General features: G+C 49.0%; 19 protein-coding genes and 1 pseudogene. 7 read left to right on the top strand and 13 right to left on the bottom strand.

Annotated features, from left to right (window positions below; all coding sequences use genetic code 11):
• Positions 1-2: 2 nt before the first annotated feature.
• Positions 3-2,732 (top strand): DUF2339 domain-containing protein, encoded by a 2,730-nt coding sequence (locus H735_RS17955; RefSeq protein ID WP_020195738.1) that lies wholly within the window; start codon positions 3-5, stop codon positions 2,730-2,732.
• A gap of 113 nt (positions 2,733-2,845) precedes the next feature.
• Here H735_RS17955 and H735_RS17960 read toward each other — a convergent pair whose 3' ends face one another.
• From H735_RS17960 to flgB, 12 genes and pseudogenes are all read right to left on the bottom strand, one after another.
• Positions 2,846-3,898, bottom strand: a complete 1,053-nt coding sequence (locus H735_RS17960; protein ID WP_020195737.1) for a flagellin — start codon at positions 3,896-3,898, stop codon at positions 2,846-2,848.
• A gap of 11 nt (positions 3,899-3,909) precedes the next feature.
• On the bottom strand, positions 3,910-4,809 hold the full coding sequence (gene flgL / locus H735_RS17965) for a flagellar hook-associated protein FlgL (RefSeq protein WP_020195736.1): 900 nt from the start codon (positions 4,807-4,809) through the stop codon (positions 3,910-3,912).
• A gap of 12 nt (positions 4,810-4,821) precedes the next feature.
• A complete protein-coding gene (flgK, locus tag H735_RS17970) occupies positions 4,822-6,195 on the bottom strand; it encodes a flagellar hook-associated protein FlgK (RefSeq protein ID WP_020195735.1) in 1,374 nt (457 codons plus the stop codon).
• Complete coding sequence (locus H735_RS17975) at positions 6,196-6,744, bottom strand: rod-binding protein (RefSeq protein WP_020195734.1); 549 nt, start codon at positions 6,742-6,744, stop codon at positions 6,196-6,198.
• 10 nt (positions 6,745-6,754) lie between these two features.
• A pseudogene (locus H735_RS17980) lies at positions 6,755-7,875 on the bottom strand (flagellar basal body P-ring protein FlgI).
• Positions 7,875-8,546, bottom strand: a complete 672-nt coding sequence (gene flgH, locus H735_RS17985; protein ID WP_020195733.1) for a flagellar basal body L-ring protein FlgH — start codon at positions 8,544-8,546, stop codon at positions 7,875-7,877. The pseudogene H735_RS17980 and the gene flgH overlap by 1 nt, the downstream one beginning before the upstream one ends.
• Positions 8,547-8,578: 32 nt before the next feature.
• Positions 8,579-9,364, bottom strand: a complete 786-nt coding sequence (flgG, locus tag H735_RS17990; RefSeq protein WP_020195732.1) for a flagellar basal-body rod protein FlgG — start codon at positions 9,362-9,364, stop codon at positions 8,579-8,581.
• A gap of 39 nt (positions 9,365-9,403) precedes the next feature.
• Positions 9,404-10,135, bottom strand: a complete 732-nt coding sequence (gene flgF / locus H735_RS17995) for a flagellar basal-body rod protein FlgF (protein ID WP_020195731.1) — start codon at positions 10,133-10,135, stop codon at positions 9,404-9,406.
• A gap of 12 nt (positions 10,136-10,147) precedes the next feature.
• Positions 10,148-11,347 (bottom strand): flagellar hook protein FlgE, encoded by a 1,200-nt coding sequence (flgE, locus tag H735_RS18000; protein ID WP_005535960.1) that lies wholly within the window; start codon positions 11,345-11,347, stop codon positions 10,148-10,150.
• Positions 11,348-11,373: 26 nt separating this feature from the next.
• Entirely contained in the window at positions 11,374-12,060 is a 687-nt protein-coding gene (gene flgD / locus H735_RS18005; RefSeq protein WP_005535962.1) for a flagellar hook assembly protein FlgD, read from the bottom strand.
• Complete coding sequence (gene flgC, locus H735_RS18010) at positions 12,060-12,494, bottom strand: flagellar basal body rod protein FlgC (RefSeq protein WP_005432431.1); 435 nt, start codon at positions 12,492-12,494, stop codon at positions 12,060-12,062. Before flgC ends, flgD begins: the two co-directional genes overlap by 1 nt.
• 2 nt (positions 12,495-12,496) lie before the next feature.
• The gene (gene flgB / locus H735_RS18015) at positions 12,497-12,859 is read right to left on the bottom strand and encodes a flagellar basal body rod protein FlgB (protein ID WP_005432433.1); all 363 of its coding nucleotides are present in this window, start codon (positions 12,857-12,859) and stop codon (positions 12,497-12,499) included.
• A gap of 78 nt (positions 12,860-12,937) precedes the next feature.
• On the opposite strand from flgB, the gene flgA reads away from it, so the two are divergent.
• From flgA to H735_RS18035, 4 genes are all read left to right on the top strand, one after another.
• On the top strand, positions 12,938-13,735 hold the full coding sequence (gene flgA / locus H735_RS18020) for a flagellar basal body P-ring formation chaperone FlgA (RefSeq protein WP_027726656.1): 798 nt from the start codon (positions 12,938-12,940) through the stop codon (positions 13,733-13,735).
• A gap of 138 nt (positions 13,736-13,873) precedes the next feature.
• Positions 13,874-14,155 (top strand): flagellar biosynthesis anti-sigma factor FlgM, encoded by a 282-nt coding sequence (flgM, locus tag H735_RS18025; protein WP_027726655.1) that lies wholly within the window; start codon positions 13,874-13,876, stop codon positions 14,153-14,155.
• 22 nt (positions 14,156-14,177) lie between these two features.
• Positions 14,178-14,615 (top strand): flagellar protein FlgN, encoded by a 438-nt coding sequence (locus tag H735_RS18030; RefSeq protein ID WP_020195728.1) that lies wholly within the window; start codon positions 14,178-14,180, stop codon positions 14,613-14,615.
• 46 nt (positions 14,616-14,661) lie between these two features.
• Positions 14,662-15,339 (top strand): lytic transglycosylase domain-containing protein, encoded by a 678-nt coding sequence (locus tag H735_RS18035; RefSeq protein ID WP_042980237.1) that lies wholly within the window; start codon positions 14,662-14,664, stop codon positions 15,337-15,339.
• Between the two features lie 404 nt (positions 15,340-15,743).
• Here H735_RS18035 and H735_RS18040 read toward each other — a convergent pair whose 3' ends face one another.
• Positions 15,744-16,262, bottom strand: a complete 519-nt coding sequence (locus tag H735_RS18040) for an NUDIX hydrolase (protein WP_005443683.1) — start codon at positions 16,260-16,262, stop codon at positions 15,744-15,746.
• 228 nt (positions 16,263-16,490) lie between these two features.
• Between H735_RS18040 and H735_RS18045 the strand changes: the two genes are divergently transcribed.
• Positions 16,491-16,751 (top strand): putative hemolysin, encoded by a 261-nt coding sequence (locus H735_RS18045; RefSeq protein WP_005443680.1) that lies wholly within the window; start codon positions 16,491-16,493, stop codon positions 16,749-16,751.
• A 263-nt stretch (positions 16,752-17,014) separates the two neighbouring features.
• A complete protein-coding gene (locus tag H735_RS18050) occupies positions 17,015-17,674 on the top strand; it encodes a hypothetical protein (RefSeq protein ID WP_020195726.1) in 660 nt (219 codons plus the stop codon).
• Positions 17,675-17,682: the final 8 nt, after the last annotated feature.

Raw genomic sequence — 17,682 nt, forward strand, 5'->3', positions numbered from 1 at the left:
GAGTGCAGCAGTTGTTTATCTCATTGGCGGTTATCTTGGCGGTTTGCGCCTTACTCATCACATTGAAAGCAGTCGGTCGAATATCGAGGCTCGAAGACGAAGTGTCTCAGCTTCATAAAGAACTGGCAGAACTGCGCGCGCGTTGGTTTGAGAGAGACACACCACCGGCCCAAGAACCCGAGCAACACACATCTCAACCACAACAAGCGTCGCCAGAACAACCCGCACAACCTAGTGCTCCGACGCTTAAATCAGATTCAAAGCCAACAATGGTTTCAGAGCCTACCTCTGCTCCTCTAGCTGCCAAAGAAGTACCACCACCAATTGTAGAGCCGAGCCTCCCGTCACTCGATGAAGTACACATAGGAGGGCTGGCGCAAAGCAGTGAATCCGTATTTGAGAAACAAGCCAATAAACTGCTGACCAACATCCAAGAAAACTGGTTGGTTTGGGTTGGTGCACTCGCCATGTTGATTGGTGGTGGTTACCTTGTACAAGTGATTGGCAGTCACATTGAGTTCTCACCAATCATGCGCGTGACCATCGCATTCTCTATCTCTCTTGCTACCGTGATAGCAGGTGAATGGTTCCATCGCCGCGAGCAGAAATCCCCAGACCGAGCAGGACGAGCGAAAGGCTTTACTTACGTTCCTGCCGCCATTACCGGAACAGGGTTAACTGGCATCTACTGCACGGTGATCTTTGCGTTTGTCTTTTATCAACTCTTATCGCCAAGTGCATCACTGGTAATTTTGGCGGTCGCGGCATTTTCGAGCTTAGCGCTTTCTCTACGACAAGGGCCTTTGATGGCTGTGCTTGGCTTAATCGGTGGTTATTCAGCACCACTTTGGATTGGCGGTGCAGAGCCTAACTATTACTTACTCGCGGGCTACATCACTGCAATTTCAATTGCCGCAACGCTACTGATGCAAAAGATCAGACACGCTTGGATTTCACCATCGATTACCGTGCCGCATATTTTGTGGATGCTGTTGCTGATTGAGAGCATGCCGATAGAGCAACTTTTCTCGTGGCTTGCGCTCTTCCTTTCTCTGAGTTTGTACCTGCTGTTTGCTGTGCCAAGAACGGGTTGGATGCTCAAACCGCGCTACCGTCATTGCCAAGGCAGATGGACGCATCCACCGACAGGTATTGCTCTCGCGTTGACATTATTAGTGCTGTCGGCACTAGCTCGCATGTCTAGCATTGATGCCACTGAGATGATTTACTTCTATGCCTTCTTTACTGCCATGATTTGGCTACCCGCCATTCGTAAAACTTGGTCATTAAGAGTCTATTTACCATCGATATTGGTGCCTTCTACCGCGATCATGCTGCTTTCTATTGCGCTTGAATCTATCTACATGGCTGAAGGACAAACGCCAGTACTGCTCGCGCTCGGCATTAGTATTACGTTGATTGCACTGAGAACATTATTCCAGACACTCGCAGGTGACCGCTCTCAACTAACAGGCATCCTCTTCCTTGTGCTCGCCCCTGCGATGACCTTGATTACCCTGCTCTACACCCACGAGTTCATGAGCCGTCATGTTTTAGGTTGGACGCTCTTCACCGCTGCAATTGCGGTTTACTACGCCTTACTTGGACAAAGGTTCAAAGCGCTGGCATTGGAATGTTCTGCCATCATGCATGCCATCATTGCCGGAACGGCTTTCGTTTGGCTGAATGACACATGGCTCACGACAGCTATTTCGATTCAAGTAGCGGTTATGGCGTTGCAGACTCAAGCCAATGTTTTCCGCCCAGCGAGTTGGGCAGTCAAAGTCGCCATGGGTATCTTAGTCGTACGTCTTACGCTGTTACCGTTTATTCCAGAGTGGCAACCCGTCAATGCAGGACATTGGGCTTGGGTGCTGATCAGTTACCTGCCGTCGTTGGCGATTCTTGCTTACGCTCGCACTGTGTTACATCGCTCAGATACAGAGCTCGCCAATTGGTTTGAAGGGGCGTTCTTACACGTGTTCTTGATGGCGGTGTTCACCCAAACCAACTACTGGCTCACAGGGCAATACGGTTACCTGGGCTACATCGATTTCACTTCGGCGATTGTGTTTGCTAACCAAGCATTAGTGATGGGGTTAGTTTACAGCTATCGCAGCCAGTTTGCGCAGCAACTAGAGCGCGTTTATCAAGTTTACAGCTATCTGCTTTGGGGCGCTTTTGTTGTGCTGATGATGTTGCTCAATAGCCTTGAATCACCGTTGATGGTCAATAATGTTTCCGCGGAATCCATGCCTGTGTTCAACATGCTGTCTCTTGGCTGGTTACTGCCTGCGATTGTTTTGCTAGTAACCACTTACAAGCGTTGGAACACATTGCAGATCCCTCGCCCTGTGGTCGCCAGCTTTGGTCTTATCTTGGCAGCCATTTGGCTAGGTATGTCGATTCGCCAGTTCTGGCAACCTATCTCGATGACGCTAGCTCAGCCAACTGGCATGGCAGAGCTGTTTACTTACTCGATTGCTGGTTTGATTGTCGGCGGCATACTGACTTGGGTTGGCGCAACCCGCAAAGCAATGACGATTCAACGCATTGGCTTAGCCGTGTTGGCTTGCGTCGCGCTTAAAGTGTTCTTGTGGGATGTTCGCTCATTGGATGGCTTCTGGCGTGCGATCAGCTTCTTGGGTCTAGGCGCATCACTGATTGGATTAGGATGGTTATTCCAAAAACTGCACCGCTCGGTCGCAGAGCCTGTCGAGCAAGCGGAATAAAGTTTTAGATAAGAAAGGTGATTCCCAACTCTTTTCTGGGTTACGCAACCACTGGTGAATTGAGAAGGGAATCTTGGAGTGTTCTTACTGCGCTATTTCAACTGGGGTCCATTTCAAATAAAGAATTGTTTCAACAGCGCCACAACCGTATGACGACGAACATTCGCTTGTGCATTCAGCGCTTGGAATGTCGAGCTAAACTGACCGGAAGTGGCCATAAAGCCATCGAGTTTCGCATTGACATCAGCAGCACTTAACTGCTTGGATTGGCTCTGCACTGTACGCATTTGGGAGTTCAATACTCCCTGAAACGCTTTGGCTTCTTCCAAGCTGGTTTGTACCTGCCTTATATGCTGATTCACTTTGGCGATGGTTTGCTTAATGCCATCACGAGAGCCTAAATCAAAGCTCAACTCAGCGATGCCATCCGGTTCTGATTTTAGGTTCAGAACATTCGCTTGTCCTGCAGGAAAACGATGACCTTCACCCGTCACTAGCACCTTTTGCTGCATTTGTTGATATGCGGTATCGCGCGCTTCAAACAAAATGGTGCCGTCTTCTGCCAATGACGCTCGCATGCCCATCGCAATCAAACTGCGGTCGAGCATTTTCACGGTGCGCGCACCATCGGCTTGACCATCAAATTGGATCATCACCGATTGACCTTGCGGAAAGTCTAAACGGATTTGCTCGGCTTTCTCACTCAAACGATGCACGTTCAAACCGGGGATGGAAAAACGGCGAATATCCGCTTTATCCAGTTTGAGGTGCAGTTCGTTATCAATCACTTTCTGACCGTCAAAGCGTGCCTGTTCAACCACTTGTTGAATCGACGCTTTAGAACGTACTAGCCCTTCTTGCAAACCAGGAACATTCTGCACGCCTTGATTGACAGCTTGGGTCAAACCTCGCTTGATTTGAGTCAGCTCTTTACCAATCACTTGCAACGATTTGGAGGCGATTTGCACCGCGGTTGCTTGTTGCTGGCCTTGAGTAAGCTGAATACCGGAAACGGAATAGGCTGACGCGGTGTCAGCCTGAACTTGCGTAGGACGCGGCTTAATCACACTGCTCGAATCCGCTGAGCGGGTTGGCATGATAGAGGCTTGTTCTTGCCCACCTAAGCGTATGCTATGGGGTCTTACCTCTACTGTGCTCATCACCATATAAAACTTCCTTAAATACGATCAAACAGGTTGAGATCGTTGATCTTCACGTAGCTAGCTTGCGTTGCTTGTAACGCCGCCATGTAGTTGCTCAAACGTACTGACGCCTCACCGTAATCCAATGCCGATAAGTCACTGGTCACCTTATCAACGAACAACTTGTTTTCGCCGTGTGCGCTGTCCATTAGGTCGAGGTTGTTATGGCGGCCACCGATTTCTGTCATCGCCCCCAGTACGTTCGCCAAGGTATCATCAATGGCAGATAAGCTAGCGTCTACTTCCGCTTGAAAATTCGGACTCGGGTTCTCAAATTCTGCAATCAAAGCATCGATTTGGTTCAATACGTTATCGCCACCGCCAAGTTCCAGAATCTCTTTTGCCGTCATGTTGGAATCCATGGTCACGCCTTTTGCGACGGTGACCACGCGCTTATCGCTGTTGCCATCAACTTGGTACGTACCGCCTGCATTACTCACCGCAGGCGTGTCCGTCTGAGTACCTGAAAACAAGTAATGACCTTCTTCGTCTTGGGCGTTGAATGAAGATTCAATCGAATCACGGTAGCTTTTAAGCTCAATGATCATGCCGCTGCGATCTTCATCGGTTAATGTGCCGTTCGCGCCCCAAAGCACCAAATCACGCACACTCTTTAAGCTCTCGTTGACCGAATCCAAATGGGTTTCTTGAGCAGAAAGTGTGGTTTTCAGATTGGCGATATTACTCTGGTACTGGCCGATCGCGCTGTTTTCACGTTCAAGGTTCAGCAGCTTTATCGACGCCATAGGATCGTCAGAAAGCTTGGTTAGTCGGTCACCCGTGGCCATTTGTTGAAGAACATGCCCCAAACCTGCGTTGTTGGTTTGCAGGCTTTGCAGCATCATTTGGCTAAATTGACTGTCACTGATTCGCATCTCGGGTTCCTTTTAGAATAACTGCAATACAGAGTCGAAAAGCTGATTAGCAGTGCTAATGACTTTCATGTTGGCGTTGTGTGCGTTAGCAAATGTCATCAGATTCGCCGCTTCTTCATCGCTGTTCACCGCACTGACGTTGTCGCGCGCGGCATGCGCTTGTTTGTTCATTGCCGCCTTAGCTTCATAATCCGCTTCTGCTTGGCGTGCTTTGATCGCCGTTTCACCGACCATTGCGGTGAACGCATCGTTTAAGCTCAGAGAGCCATAGCCAGTGACTGAAACCGGCTTATTGCTCAGTTGAATTAGGTCATTCAACACATCTGCATTACCCGGAGTGCCATCGCTGGAGAACGCTAATTCTTCCGCACTGATATCAGTAATGGTGAGGCTCGCTGCTGGGTTAGCCGGATCGTAGCTAAACAATGGCTTGCCCGGATTGCCGTTGAGATCTTGCCCTGTCGCCAGCACAGCGTTGTATTCATCCGCCAATGCTTTTGCCATGTCATCCAAAGCGACTTGGTTTGGCTTAAGCACATCGGTTTGATAATCGTTAATCGCGCCCAACTTGCCGCCTACCGAATGGTCAATGACAAAGCTTTGCGAGGCGAAATCGACACTCAAATCCGCAAGATATGGGTCCCTTGGGTCAGGCTTCGCTGTCAGCTGACCATAATCCGAACCCATTACCAAAGGCTGACCAGAAGCGAGTGTCACCTGCATGCTGCCGTCTGGTTGATCGGTAGTTTTGATTTCAACGATTTGAGAAAGCTCGCCAATCAACACATCGCGAGTGTCCATCAACTGTGCTGGGTTACCGCCTGTGCCTTGCATTTCGACAATCTGCTTGTTCACATCCGCAATGTTCGCCATCAAGCTATTGGCATGGTTCAATGCCGCAGTGCGCTGGTCACTCATGTCTTTATGCTGATTATGAAGGGACTCGGTTAACGTATTGAATCGGCGCGCCAACGCTTCTGATTCATTAATGATCTGCTGACGGTATGGGATTGACTCTGGTTTTACTGTGGCATCATTAAGCGCAGCATTGAGGGAATCTAACCCCGCAGAAACACTAAACCCATCCGCGCCAAGCGTGTTCTCAAGCTGGCTCATTGCGGTGGTATAACCTGCCGAATACGCCGCTAAACTGTTGGTGGACCACGTTTGCTTCACCAAGAACTGGTCTGTGACACGGCGAATGCTCGTCACTTCAACACCTATGCCTGGGCTGAGCTTGTTGTACTTACCGTCACCAACAGACGCGGTTAGCGCTTGTTGTCGGCTGTATCCCGGCGTGTTGATGTTTGCCACGTTTTGCGCGGTCACATCCAACGCCACACGGTTCGCGTTTAAGCCTGAAAGGGCGATATTAACAAGGTTCATTTACAGCTCCATTTTCCTGATCAGCGGCTGAGTAAACGCGGTCGTCATTCCGGCTTCACCGAGCACTTGTTTAACAGAGGCGACCGCTTGCAGCGTGGGATTAACTGCGTCGGTCTTCATCGCGATTTCATCGTTTTCAAGTTGTGATGTGCGTTCAAGACCGACCACTTTTCCATCGTTCGCCGGAGAGACATTTCGTGATTGGTCGAACGCCACTTCGCGCATTGAAGGGCTCAGTTGCTGGCTCAGCATATTGGCGATGCCGGAGCTCTGTTTTTTCGCCAACTCCATCGCCAATTGCCCATCGTACATATCGCGAAACACGCCTTGTTGTTGGCTAGCAAACGGGCTGTCTTTGTCGGCCAATACATCACTGCTGCTGCGCATTTGGCGTAGCACCATTTGTAGGAACATCGCCTCGAATTGACCCGCAACCACTTCAAGAGCTCCTTCTTGATCGCGGCTTTTCTTGATGCTCGCTAGGGCGCTGTTGTCGTGATACAGCATGGTATTGAGTTGTGCTTGATCGCCGCTTGTATCTAACTTCATCGCTAACTCCTTAAATCACCACAAGCTCAGCATTCAGCGCGCCTGCTTCGTTCAATGCTTGCAGAATCGACATCAGATCCGTTGGCGTTGCGCCTAAACTGTTCACAGCATTGACGATGGTGTTCAGTTCCGTACCCGGAGGCCAAATCACCATTTGCGCTTGCTCTTCGTTTACTTCGATTTGGGTTTGATCCACGACTTTGGTTTCACCATCAGCAAACGCGTTCGGTTGGCTGACTTGTTGAGATTCGGAGATTCGAACAGTCAAGTACCGTGGCTTACTGCCGCTTCACCAACCTTAACGTTCTTACCAATCACCACTGTACCCGTACGTGAGTTGAAGACGATTCGAGCTGGTTTACGGCCTTCTTCCACGCTCATTTCTTCCAACATCGACATCATGGTGACACGCTGTTGGGTGTCCATTGGTGCACGCATTTCTACTCGCGCTTTGTTGATCGCTTTCGCTACGTTTGGACCAAAAGTATTGTTGATTTCACGGGCGATGTTTTTCGCCGTTGTGAAGCTTGGTTTACGCAAGTTCAGAGTAATTTCATCGCGTTGGTTAAAGTCGGTTTCGATTTCTCGCTCTAGCGTTGCTCCGTTTGGAATGCGACCCGCGGTTGGCGTGTTCACTTCCACCTTAGAGCCGCTTCTGCCTTCGGCTGACAAACCGCCAACCACCACGCTACCTTGAGCAATGGCGTACACTTCGCCATCGATACCGCGCAGTGGCGTTAGCAGTAACGTACCGCCACGTAAGCTTTTTGCGTCACCGATAGAGGAAACTACTACGTCCAAGGTTTGCCCCGGCCCCGCCATTGGGTCAACGGATGCGGTAACACTAACGGATGCCACGTTACGTAATTTCGGGTTCATACTGTCATCAATCTGAACACCAAATTGGCGCAGCATATTGGTAATCGATTGAGCGGTGAATTTCACTTGGTTACGGTCACCTTGACCTGCTAAGCCCACCACTAAACCATAGCCAACCAATTGGTTTTCTCGGATGCCTTGCACATCCACCAAGTCCATGATCGGAATTTCCACTTCGGCTTGTGAAGTAGCAGGAAGTCCCAAGGTCAGAGCCAATAGGAAAGAGGTAAAGAATGCATTAATTGGCTTCATTAGAATGGTACCCATGGGCTGTTGAAGAACTGAGTCAGCCACCCGGCTGCGTTGCTGTCGGCTAATGCGCCACGACCAGCGTAGGTAATGCGAGCATCCGCAATACGTTGAGAAGACACTTGGTTGCTGCGGTTGATATCATCAACACGCACAATACCTGTTAGGCGAATAAACTCGTCGCCTTGGTTGAGTCGGAGCCACTTTTCACCGCTAATGCGAAGTACACCATTTGGCAGTACCTCATGCACCGTCACGGTGATCGCGCCTTGTAACTTGTTGCCTTGCGAGCTAGATGCGCTGCCATCGAAATTACGACTGCCATCAATACTCACGCCCAACTCATCTATGGTTTTGGTGCCAATGGTTGGCGTAGCAAAGTCAACGGTAGAGCTTTTACCAAGCTGAGTGCCCGCTTTCTTGCTGGACTCGGTCTCTTCAGAAAGCTGCACAGTCAAGACATCGCCCACGCGGTAAGCGCGGCGGTCTTGGAATAACGTCATAGTGTATTGGTGACGATAAAGGCTGCCGGATTTGGCTTCTGGCAAGGTGTAATCCAGCACTGGCGGCGCGTATTCCTCTGTGTTTGGCTCAGGTGGAATAAACTCCTGACGCCCTGCACATCCCACCAGCAACACGACGGCAACTGCCCAACTCTTCGAAAGCCATTTCATTGCTTTTTCCTTCATCATCACCAATTTCTTACTTACATCGATTGCGCGACAAACTTCAGCATGTCGTCTGCGGCAGAAACAACTTTGGCGTTCATCTCGTACGCGCGTTGAGTGGTGATCATGTCGACCATCTCTTCCACTACCTGCACGTTTGAGCCTTCTAAAGCGCCCTGTTTGATGCTGCCCGCTCCGTCTTCGCCTGCAATCAATTCATCCGCAGGGCCACTTGCTTCTGTCTCACGGAACAAGTTACCGCCAACGGCTTCTAGTCCGGCTGGGTTGATGAACTTCGCCAGCGTGATTTGACCCAGTTGCTGAAGCGTTGGATCGTCAGCCGATGTGGTTGTTACCGTGCCATCCACACCCACAGAGAACGAAATCGCGTTGTCTGGGATTTGAATTTGCGGCTCTAGTGGCAAACCTTGGCTGTTGACCATCAACCCCTCTGAGTTGATGTGGAACTGACCATTACGCGTGTACATGATCTGACCGTCAGAGTTTTCGATTTGAAAGAAGCCTTGCCCCATCACCGCTAAATCCAACTCTTGAGTGGTATTTTGTGTGTTGCCTTGAGTGAAGACTTTTTGAGTTCCGACTACGCGAACACCGGAACCAAGCTGAACACCGCTTGGCAGTTCATTCACTTGGTCGACTTGCGCGCCCGGCTGACGCTGAATGCTGTAAAACAAGTCTTCAAACACCACGCGGTCACGCTTAAAGCCGACCGTGTTAACGTTCGCTAGGTTGTTAGAGATGGCAGTCATTTTGGTATCTTGAGCTGCCATGCCCGTTTTACTTACCCATAATGCTGAATGCATTGGTTATCTCCTTTGGACGAGAATCCCTTTATGGAAGAGTTATCTCGCCGCCATCAATTTGTTTCCGGCTTGCGCCAAGGTTTCTGCGGTTTTCATCATGCGGACTTGCATTTCGAAGTTACGTGTCAGCGACATCACACTCAGCAACTCATCAATGGCAGACACGTTACTGCCCTCAATGTGCTCTGGAGAAAGCTGCACCGTTTCATCCGCAGGGAAAGGCACACCATCTACGCTGTGTAGCAAGCTGTCGCTCTCTTTTTGCAGTTGGTTGATTGGCGGTTTCACCATCTTCAAAGTGCCCACTTCCACTTCTGCACCACCACCCGGAGGAATCACAGAAACACGGCCACGTTCACTGATTTCAATCTTCTGAAAATTAGGTACAACGATTGGACCGTTTTCACCGACAACCGGGAAGCCATTGATGCTCATTGCGCCAAAGGTATCGACTTTGATGTTGCCCGCTCGGGTGTATGCTTCATTGCCAATTGGCGTTTCGACGGTGAGGTAGCCCTCGCCCATGATCGCTACATCGAGAGGGCGGCCGGTTTTCATGATGTCGCCAGAATCAAAACGCGTTGCGGCTGAGTTGGTCACCACCATTGTACGGCCATCAAAGCCCGCACCTTGTAGCTCAACGCTGCGAACGCGTTCCATATCGGCACGGAAACCTGCGGTGTCAGCGTTCGATAAGTTGTTCGAACGTACGTGCTGAGCCTTAAGAACTCGACTCGCACCCGACGTGGCAGTAAATAACAAGCTATCCATGCGACTCTCCCATTACACCGCGTTGAACAGAGCTTGAGTCAGCTTGTCATTGGTCGAAATGGTTTTCGCATTCGCTTGGTAGTTACGCTGCGCCGTCATAAGCGCAACCAGCTCGCTGGTTAAGTCAACGTTAGAGCCCTCTAGCGCACCCGGTGTTAAGTCACCCAATGTGCCCGTGCCCGGAACACCCATGATTGGCGCGCCAGAGCTAAAGCTTTGTGTCCAAGCCGTGCCGCTCACTTTCGATAGACCTTGCGTGTTAGCAAAATCCGCAAGCACAACCTGACCTTGCAGCTGAGACTGGCCATTAGTGTAAGTCGCGTAAACCATGCCGTTGTCTTCCACTCGAACGCCCGCAAGCTCACCTGAGGTGTAACCGTTCGGGTTGTTAGTGCTCACGCCAAACGCAGCGCCAAACTGAGTGCTACCGTTCAAGCTGATATCAATGCTCATTGCGTTTGCGCCCGCAGCTGGAAATGCAACGTTAAAAGAACCCGTTGGAGAAGCTAGCGTGCCGTCAGTATTGAATTGAACCGTTTGAGCCGTTGCTGGCGTCGTTGGTGCACCGTCAACTTCCACGTTCACTTGCCATTCGTTATCTGATGTCTTCGTGAAGTACTGAGTTACCGTGTGCGAGTTGCCAAGTGAGTCGTACACCTTAGTGGTGTAAGAAGAGTTGAATGAGTTTGGATCGGAAGAATCGAATGGGTAAATCGCTTGGTCGACTGCCGTTGCGCTTGCGTCGAAGTTCGCCACAAAGTCCAGATTGTCGGTCGCTTTTGCGTTAAGTGAAGAAGTAGATACTTTGATGTCGCCAACAGAGCCAGTTTGAAGGTTCGCATTGTTGTCTACGCTGTAACCTTGCAACTTGGCACCGTTATTTGCGGTCACAAAGTTGTTCTTATCAGTGCCAAACACACCGGCGCGAGTGTAAAGCATCTGCCCCATGTGATCTTTCGTCACGAAGAAGCCGCTGCCGTTGATCGCCAAGTCCATTGCACGGCCTGTGCCTGTCACCGAACCATTCTTATCGAAGTTCTGAGAAATCGACGCCACTTCTACGCCGCCAGGCTGCATGCCGTTGTAAACCGCTGCAAATTCTGTGCGGCCACCTTTAAAGCCGTACGTTGATGCGTTGGCAATGTTGTGGCTGATGGTGTTTAACTCTGTGTTGGTCGCGTCCAGACCACTAAGTGCGATGTTAAAACTCATAAATAACCTCTGATTTCCTTATTTGGTTAAGCACCAAACTGAGTAATTTGATAGAAAGGAACGTTGCCAACGCCTTGAACATTGACCAGTGCTGCGCCACCTGAGCTAGGAATTCGTACCTGCTCAACCGTGCCTGCCAGCAAAACATTTGGGCTCTTTTGCCCTTCTTGAACTTCCACCGCAACGGTGTATTTACCCGGTTTCAAACCAAGCTCTTCGGGATTGATCGAGAACTCAACGTCACCCGCACCGTGCGCACCTAAAGGCACTTTGGTCGATTGGCCGAATTCATCTTTGACGACTAATGTCACTTGGTTCGAACCGTGTTCAAGCTCGACCTTGCCACTTTGCACGCCTTCACCAAGTTCAAACTCGTTTGAAGAGACGTACACGGTTTGACCAACCAAACCAGCCGTTGAAAGCACCTGCATGTTGTCGAGCAATACCATGCTGTTTTGCATCAGCATCGACATGTTTTCAGTACTTTGAACTTGCGAAAATTGCGCTAGCTGGCTGACATACTCAGTGCCATCAAGCGGGTTAAGTGGATCTTGGTTTTGAATTTGCGCCACCATGAGCGAGATAAACTCGTTTTGCAGTGACGTTGCGCTGTTCATATCCGATGGGTTCGCTGAAATGCCGCCAGTATCGCCACTGGCGGTCGTTGCGACTGGTGCGTCAGAAGAGAGCGCTGTGTATTGTGCGAGACTCATTAATTACCCTGCCCTAGTCGAAGCAGACCTTGCTGCATGCTTTTCACATTCGTCAGCACTTCCACATTGGTTTCAAAGCTGCGCGTTGCGGACATCATGTCGGCCATCTCTGACACCACATCAATGTCTGGGTAGTACACGTAGCCTTCGTCGTTCGCTAACGGGTTGTTAGGCTCGAAGCGTTTTTCTGCCTGACCCGCGTTTTGCACCACATCTACAATGCGCACTTCCGCATTCGGATAAACACCGTTTTCCGTCGCCATCTGCGTTTTTTGATACACAGTGGCAAACACAGGTTTGAGTGCTTTGTAGGCATCATCCGGATTGGCAGACACCGCGTCGGCGTTGGCAAGGTTACTGGCTACCGTGTTCAGGCGAACGGTTTGTGCCGTCATCGCCGAGCCAGTGATCGAATAGATATCAGTAAATGACATGTTTAACGTCCCTCAATCACTTTCGCCAAGCCACTGAATTTCATGTTGAGAAACGTCAGGCTGGTTTGAAAGTCCATGTTGTTTTGCGTGAACTTGGCTTGTTCAACGCCCAGTTCCACTGTGTTGCCGTCTTTGCTGTTTTGGTAAGGCACCGAATATTGCGCCTCAACCTGAAACTTCGGCACCGGTTTGTTCACACTGCCCGCTGACATTTGGTTCATCACGGTGGTGAAACTTAGGTCCTTTGCCAAGTACCCAGGGGTATCAACATTTGCTAGGTTACTGGCGAGGACTTTGGTACGCTGAACGCGAAAATTGAGTGCCTCTGGATGTACACCCAACGCATTTTCGAATGTGATCGCCATGCATCTTTCCTTAAAGTCGGCTCGAATACGCCAAGATCAAAACAAGATGCATGCCATAAAATTTAGCTATATATATCAATGAATTACAGACAAGGAAGGAAGCCTCGCTTCCGGTTTACGGAAACCATTCAAACCAAGGGGAAAGGTCGATTTTCCTCAATCATGCTGCTTTGCGGTTTGGCTTTGAGTGCAAGCTCAGTCAGTGCTTTAGCTAATGAGAAAAACCTAACCGCAGACGAGTTAAAAGCCATTGTCGGCGAGCAGTTTGAGCAAGAAGTGGCGCAAATAGCACACTCACGTCAATGGGGAAACTACCAACTCGATTATCAAATATGGGTGCCAGGTTCTGCCAATCATCTACCGGTTTGTGACGTACCTTTGGCAATCACAGGACGTGATAACCGCCCGTTGCCTGTTGGTAATTTAAAGCGTGCTGTCAGTTGTGAAGCGGTGAGCTCTCCATGGCGCATCAATGTCACAATCAAATCAGCGGTGACGCTTTCTGTTCTTGTCGCCACCAGCACAATCGACCGCAACGAAACCCTCTCAGCCTCAAACTTAAAATCAGAAACACGCACGATTTCACGCCAAGACGATTTCTACACGAAAACAAACCAAGCCATTGGGCTTGAAACCACCCGCCGTATTCGAGCAGGTCAAATCATTGACCCAACCAACCTAAGTTCGCCGCCACTGATCGAGAAAGGCAACGAAGTGATCATCATCGCCAGCAAAGATGGATTTAGTGCCAGCACCAAGGGTGTCGCTTTAGAACAAGGAAAGAAGGGTCAGCAGATTGAGGTAGAAAACACCAGTTCTGGCAAGGTGATACACGCTGTCGTAACGGGGCTCAATCAGGTGCATACCCAGTTTTGATTTTGGACTCAGGTTATCATTTTTCGATTTAGGCACTCGTCAGCGCAGGTGAACTTCGAGTACAAAAAATAAATATTTAATGTTCATCACACCCTAGTCGCCTATTCGATTTAGAACATGATGATTGAGGACAACAGCATGAAAATCGACAAAGTCGCGGGCGGTCATGTCCCACAAACTAAATTCCAGCAGGCGAGTAAAAAGCCAGTCGACACCATCGCACAGAGCAAAATTAACGAGCCAGCATTCCAAGCGAACACGGCTGCGATCGATCGTGCTCAAGCAGAAATGAAATCCCTGCCAGACGTAGACATGGCAAAGGTTGAGCAAATTCGCAATGCGTTGGCACGTGGTGAACTGAATCTAGATACCAAAGCATTATCCAAAGCAGTAATGCAATTTCACACCGGTCACGAGTAACGCAGCGCATTAGGAGTCATGCATGGCAACGGCGGCATCACAGCATATTCAGCAGTTTGTTCGTTCTATTTCCGAAGACATCAAACTCTACCAGCGATTGCTGGGGCTGATTCAGCAGCAAAAAGCACTGTATTTGAAGTTCGATGGTGAGGCACTAAGCGAGAACATTCAAAAACAAATGCCGATTTTGAATCAGCTTGGTCGTTCTGCAAGCGAAAGAAGCCAGTTAATGCGTAAGCTCGGATTGCCTTGTAATGAGACCAGTGTGAATCGTATTTTCAATGCCTTGCCCGCCAAGATTGGTACGCAAGCGAGAAAACAATGGACGCTGTTGGAATCCTTGGTGAAACAATGCCAACAGGACAATCAGAGCAATGGCCAAAGCTCTGCAGCGTTCCAAGAGTTAGTCAGTCAACTCAAACAACCTGTGCAACACACTTATGAAGAGCGTTCGTTCTAAACAACGATTCTCGCCTTGCCTGCAGAGTCTACCGCCATCCCGGTCGATTGCTGTGGGCTTTTTTGTTTTGTGCGTGATGTGCTTGTCTCCAGTGACGATGGCCAAGCCGCATAAAGCCACTATCGACCAGCAATATCAAGTGCTCGCGCCATATCAAACGCAAATTACCCAACGTCTCGATTCCGTTAGCCCGCTTCTCGATCATATCTTCAAACAGCTTAAGCAAAAGTCTTTGCCCGCCAACTTGGTGTTAGTGCCCATGCTGGAATCATCCTACTACCCGAAAGCAATCTCACACGCCAATGCCGCCGGTTTATGGCAACTGATTCCTGCTACAGCGACGCGCTTTGCCTTGCAAGTGAGCGATAAGCAAGACGAGCGCTTTGATACCAAAGCCAGCACTCAAGCCGCCATCAGATATTTAGAATTTCTGTATAACAAGTTTGATCAAGATATCGCGCTCACTCTGGCTGCTTACAACGCAGGTGAAGGTCGAGTTGCACGTGCCATCAAAAAAGCAGGCAGCCGAGATTTCACGGCACTTACTTTGCCGGAAGAGACTCAGCAATACGTCAATCGCTTTTATGCGTTGGAACGTTTGGTGAACATACAGAAATTGCGTACCGATTCTTTCCAGCCATTACTTTTGTTTGCAAACCATTCCACCATCTACGCCGAACCGCTTATAGACCTTAGTCGATTGCCCCCACTCGTGGAATTGTGAACACTCTCACTAAATTCCACCAATGTCAGAAGCACGTAAAATTACAAGATCCTGTTCTGCCAATTTGCAAACTCGTGATCTCGATGCAAACGCGTGCCTAAAAGTTACGGTAATGTATCTCAAAGATAAGAAAGAGCAGTGGTTTGCTGATAATTTACCAACTTGCACTTGTGTATTGGCTAGATATCTATCACATTACGTGTGCAAATAAAGTGAAAACCAATAGTTAGACCTATTAATTATTTACACAATAAATATAAGGCCGCTATTGTTTTCACAGATTGATACAAAAAACAGAATATCGAGATGACGCTTCGCTTGCGCGTCTGGAATAAGTCCGGGTTCCGGGGGGGAGCTCGGACTTTTTTTATTGCTTGGAAGTTACAATTTTGATCTGAGGAGGGTTACAGCAACTCTTTTGCGATAAGTTGTAGCAAGAAAGTTTCGCGTTCAATGCTCATGCCTTTCTTCGGGCTTTCCGCCATCGTCTTTTCATTGTGCGCGATCGCGTCGTGAACATTCATCCAAACTGGACGCATGCCGTTCTTCACTTCGTAATCTTCATAAGCCGTTTCACCTAGCTCACGGTCAATTTTGCACGTGTAGCAGTATGACGTCATGTGCATCACATCGGCATCGTCTTTGTACCAAGGACGAAATTCTTCGAAGATGCCGTAAGGCTTGATGTTGTGAATGTTCTTCGCACCGGTTTCTTCTTCCAGCTCACGAACTAAACCTGCAATCACATCCTCACCGTCATCGATGCCACCGCCAGGCAGTGTGTAATCGTGGTAACGCTCTGTGTAAAGAAGCAGGACATCTTCACCGTCTAATACAATGGCGCGCGCCGCATTGCGTTGGAAGATGATTTTGTCATCCAGATGTTCGATGTCTGGGTGCGTGGTGGTTTTCAAATGTCTCATCGCAGAATCCGCTGTGAATGTTTTGCGCGCATACTACCGAAATTCATGCGCATTCCCAAGTTTCAATTTGAGCACGTCTGAAACAAATATAGGCGAACAGTGAGCAAATTCTAAAATTGCACAGAATTCCCTTACAAGCGTCGTGCTTTTAACAAACATAAGACAATATTTTTCTGAAACTCTCCTATAATCAACACACTACTCGTTAATCCCATGCGGAGATCAAGAATGAAAAAGACAACTTTAGTAACGGCAGTGGCAGCAGCGATGGTGTTGGCAGGTTGCTCAACTTATGACGGTGCAACTCGCTCAAATGAATACACATCAGCAGCAAACCCAGCAGCGGTATACTGCGTACAGCAAGGCGGCGAGCTAGATACAGTAACGGAAAATGGTGAACGCGTAACTTACTGTCAACTGTCTGAAAACGAGCGCTTTGAGCAGTGGGAATACTACCGCAACAACCACAAAGAAGATGGCGAGTCGTAAACAATATTAACATTTACGCAATCTAAGATTACAAATTTATCAACAAAGGAGCGTTAAGCTCCTTTTTGTTTACCGTAAATTTCCCTACTTTCTGATACTTACCCCTTTATCCATCGGCCTTACCGCATAGCGACACGATATCGAACGGCGTTTTACTCCTGACATTTCCCCGACATTACTTTCCACTTGGTCAATAAAATTTCTCGCGCACATCACGAAATTTCACGTTTTTCCCACATTTTTTACGGGAGCGGGTGGTCAGGATGAAAACAGATACAGTCAAACAAGCCGAATCGGCACAAACCAATGTGATTACTGAAGAGTCAAAGCGCATCATCTACAAATCGATGTTAAGTACATTGACCATCATTGCGCTTAGTATTTTGGTAAACCTAAGTATCCGTGTGGACTACGTTTTACTCGGTTCAAGCTTGGGGGAAACCTCTGTTACGGAAACCTTACAGCTGATCATGTTGGCTGTGGCGTCTTGGTCTTTCTTCCGCATTTCTAAACAAGAAAGCCATGTATCACACGCGGCAATCTTGATCGCTGGGTTCTTTGCGGTATTGATGATCCGTGAAATGGACTACTGGTTCGACATGATTCACCACGGTTCTTGGGTCTTCCCTGCTCTTGCACTAACTGCACTGGCTTGTGCAAAAGCGTACCAAGGCGGTAAAGGCACGGTAAACGAAATGGCAACCATTCTACAATCACCTTACATGAAGCTACTTATCGGCTCGGTGATCTTGTTGTTGGTGTTCTCTCGCCTGTACGGCATGGGTAGCTTCTGGCAACACGTAATGGGCGAGCACTATGTACGCGATGTGAAAAACATCTCGGAAGAAGGCATGGAGCTGCTGTGTTACAGCCTAATCGCGCTAAGTGCCGTACGCACACGTCGCGAACTTAAGCGTCAGTAAGTTGAAGT

It is taken from the genome of Vibrio owensii CAIM 1854 = LMG 25443, from assembly GCF_000817815.1.
Classification (GTDB): domain Bacteria; phylum Pseudomonadota; class Gammaproteobacteria; order Enterobacterales; family Vibrionaceae; genus Vibrio; species Vibrio owensii.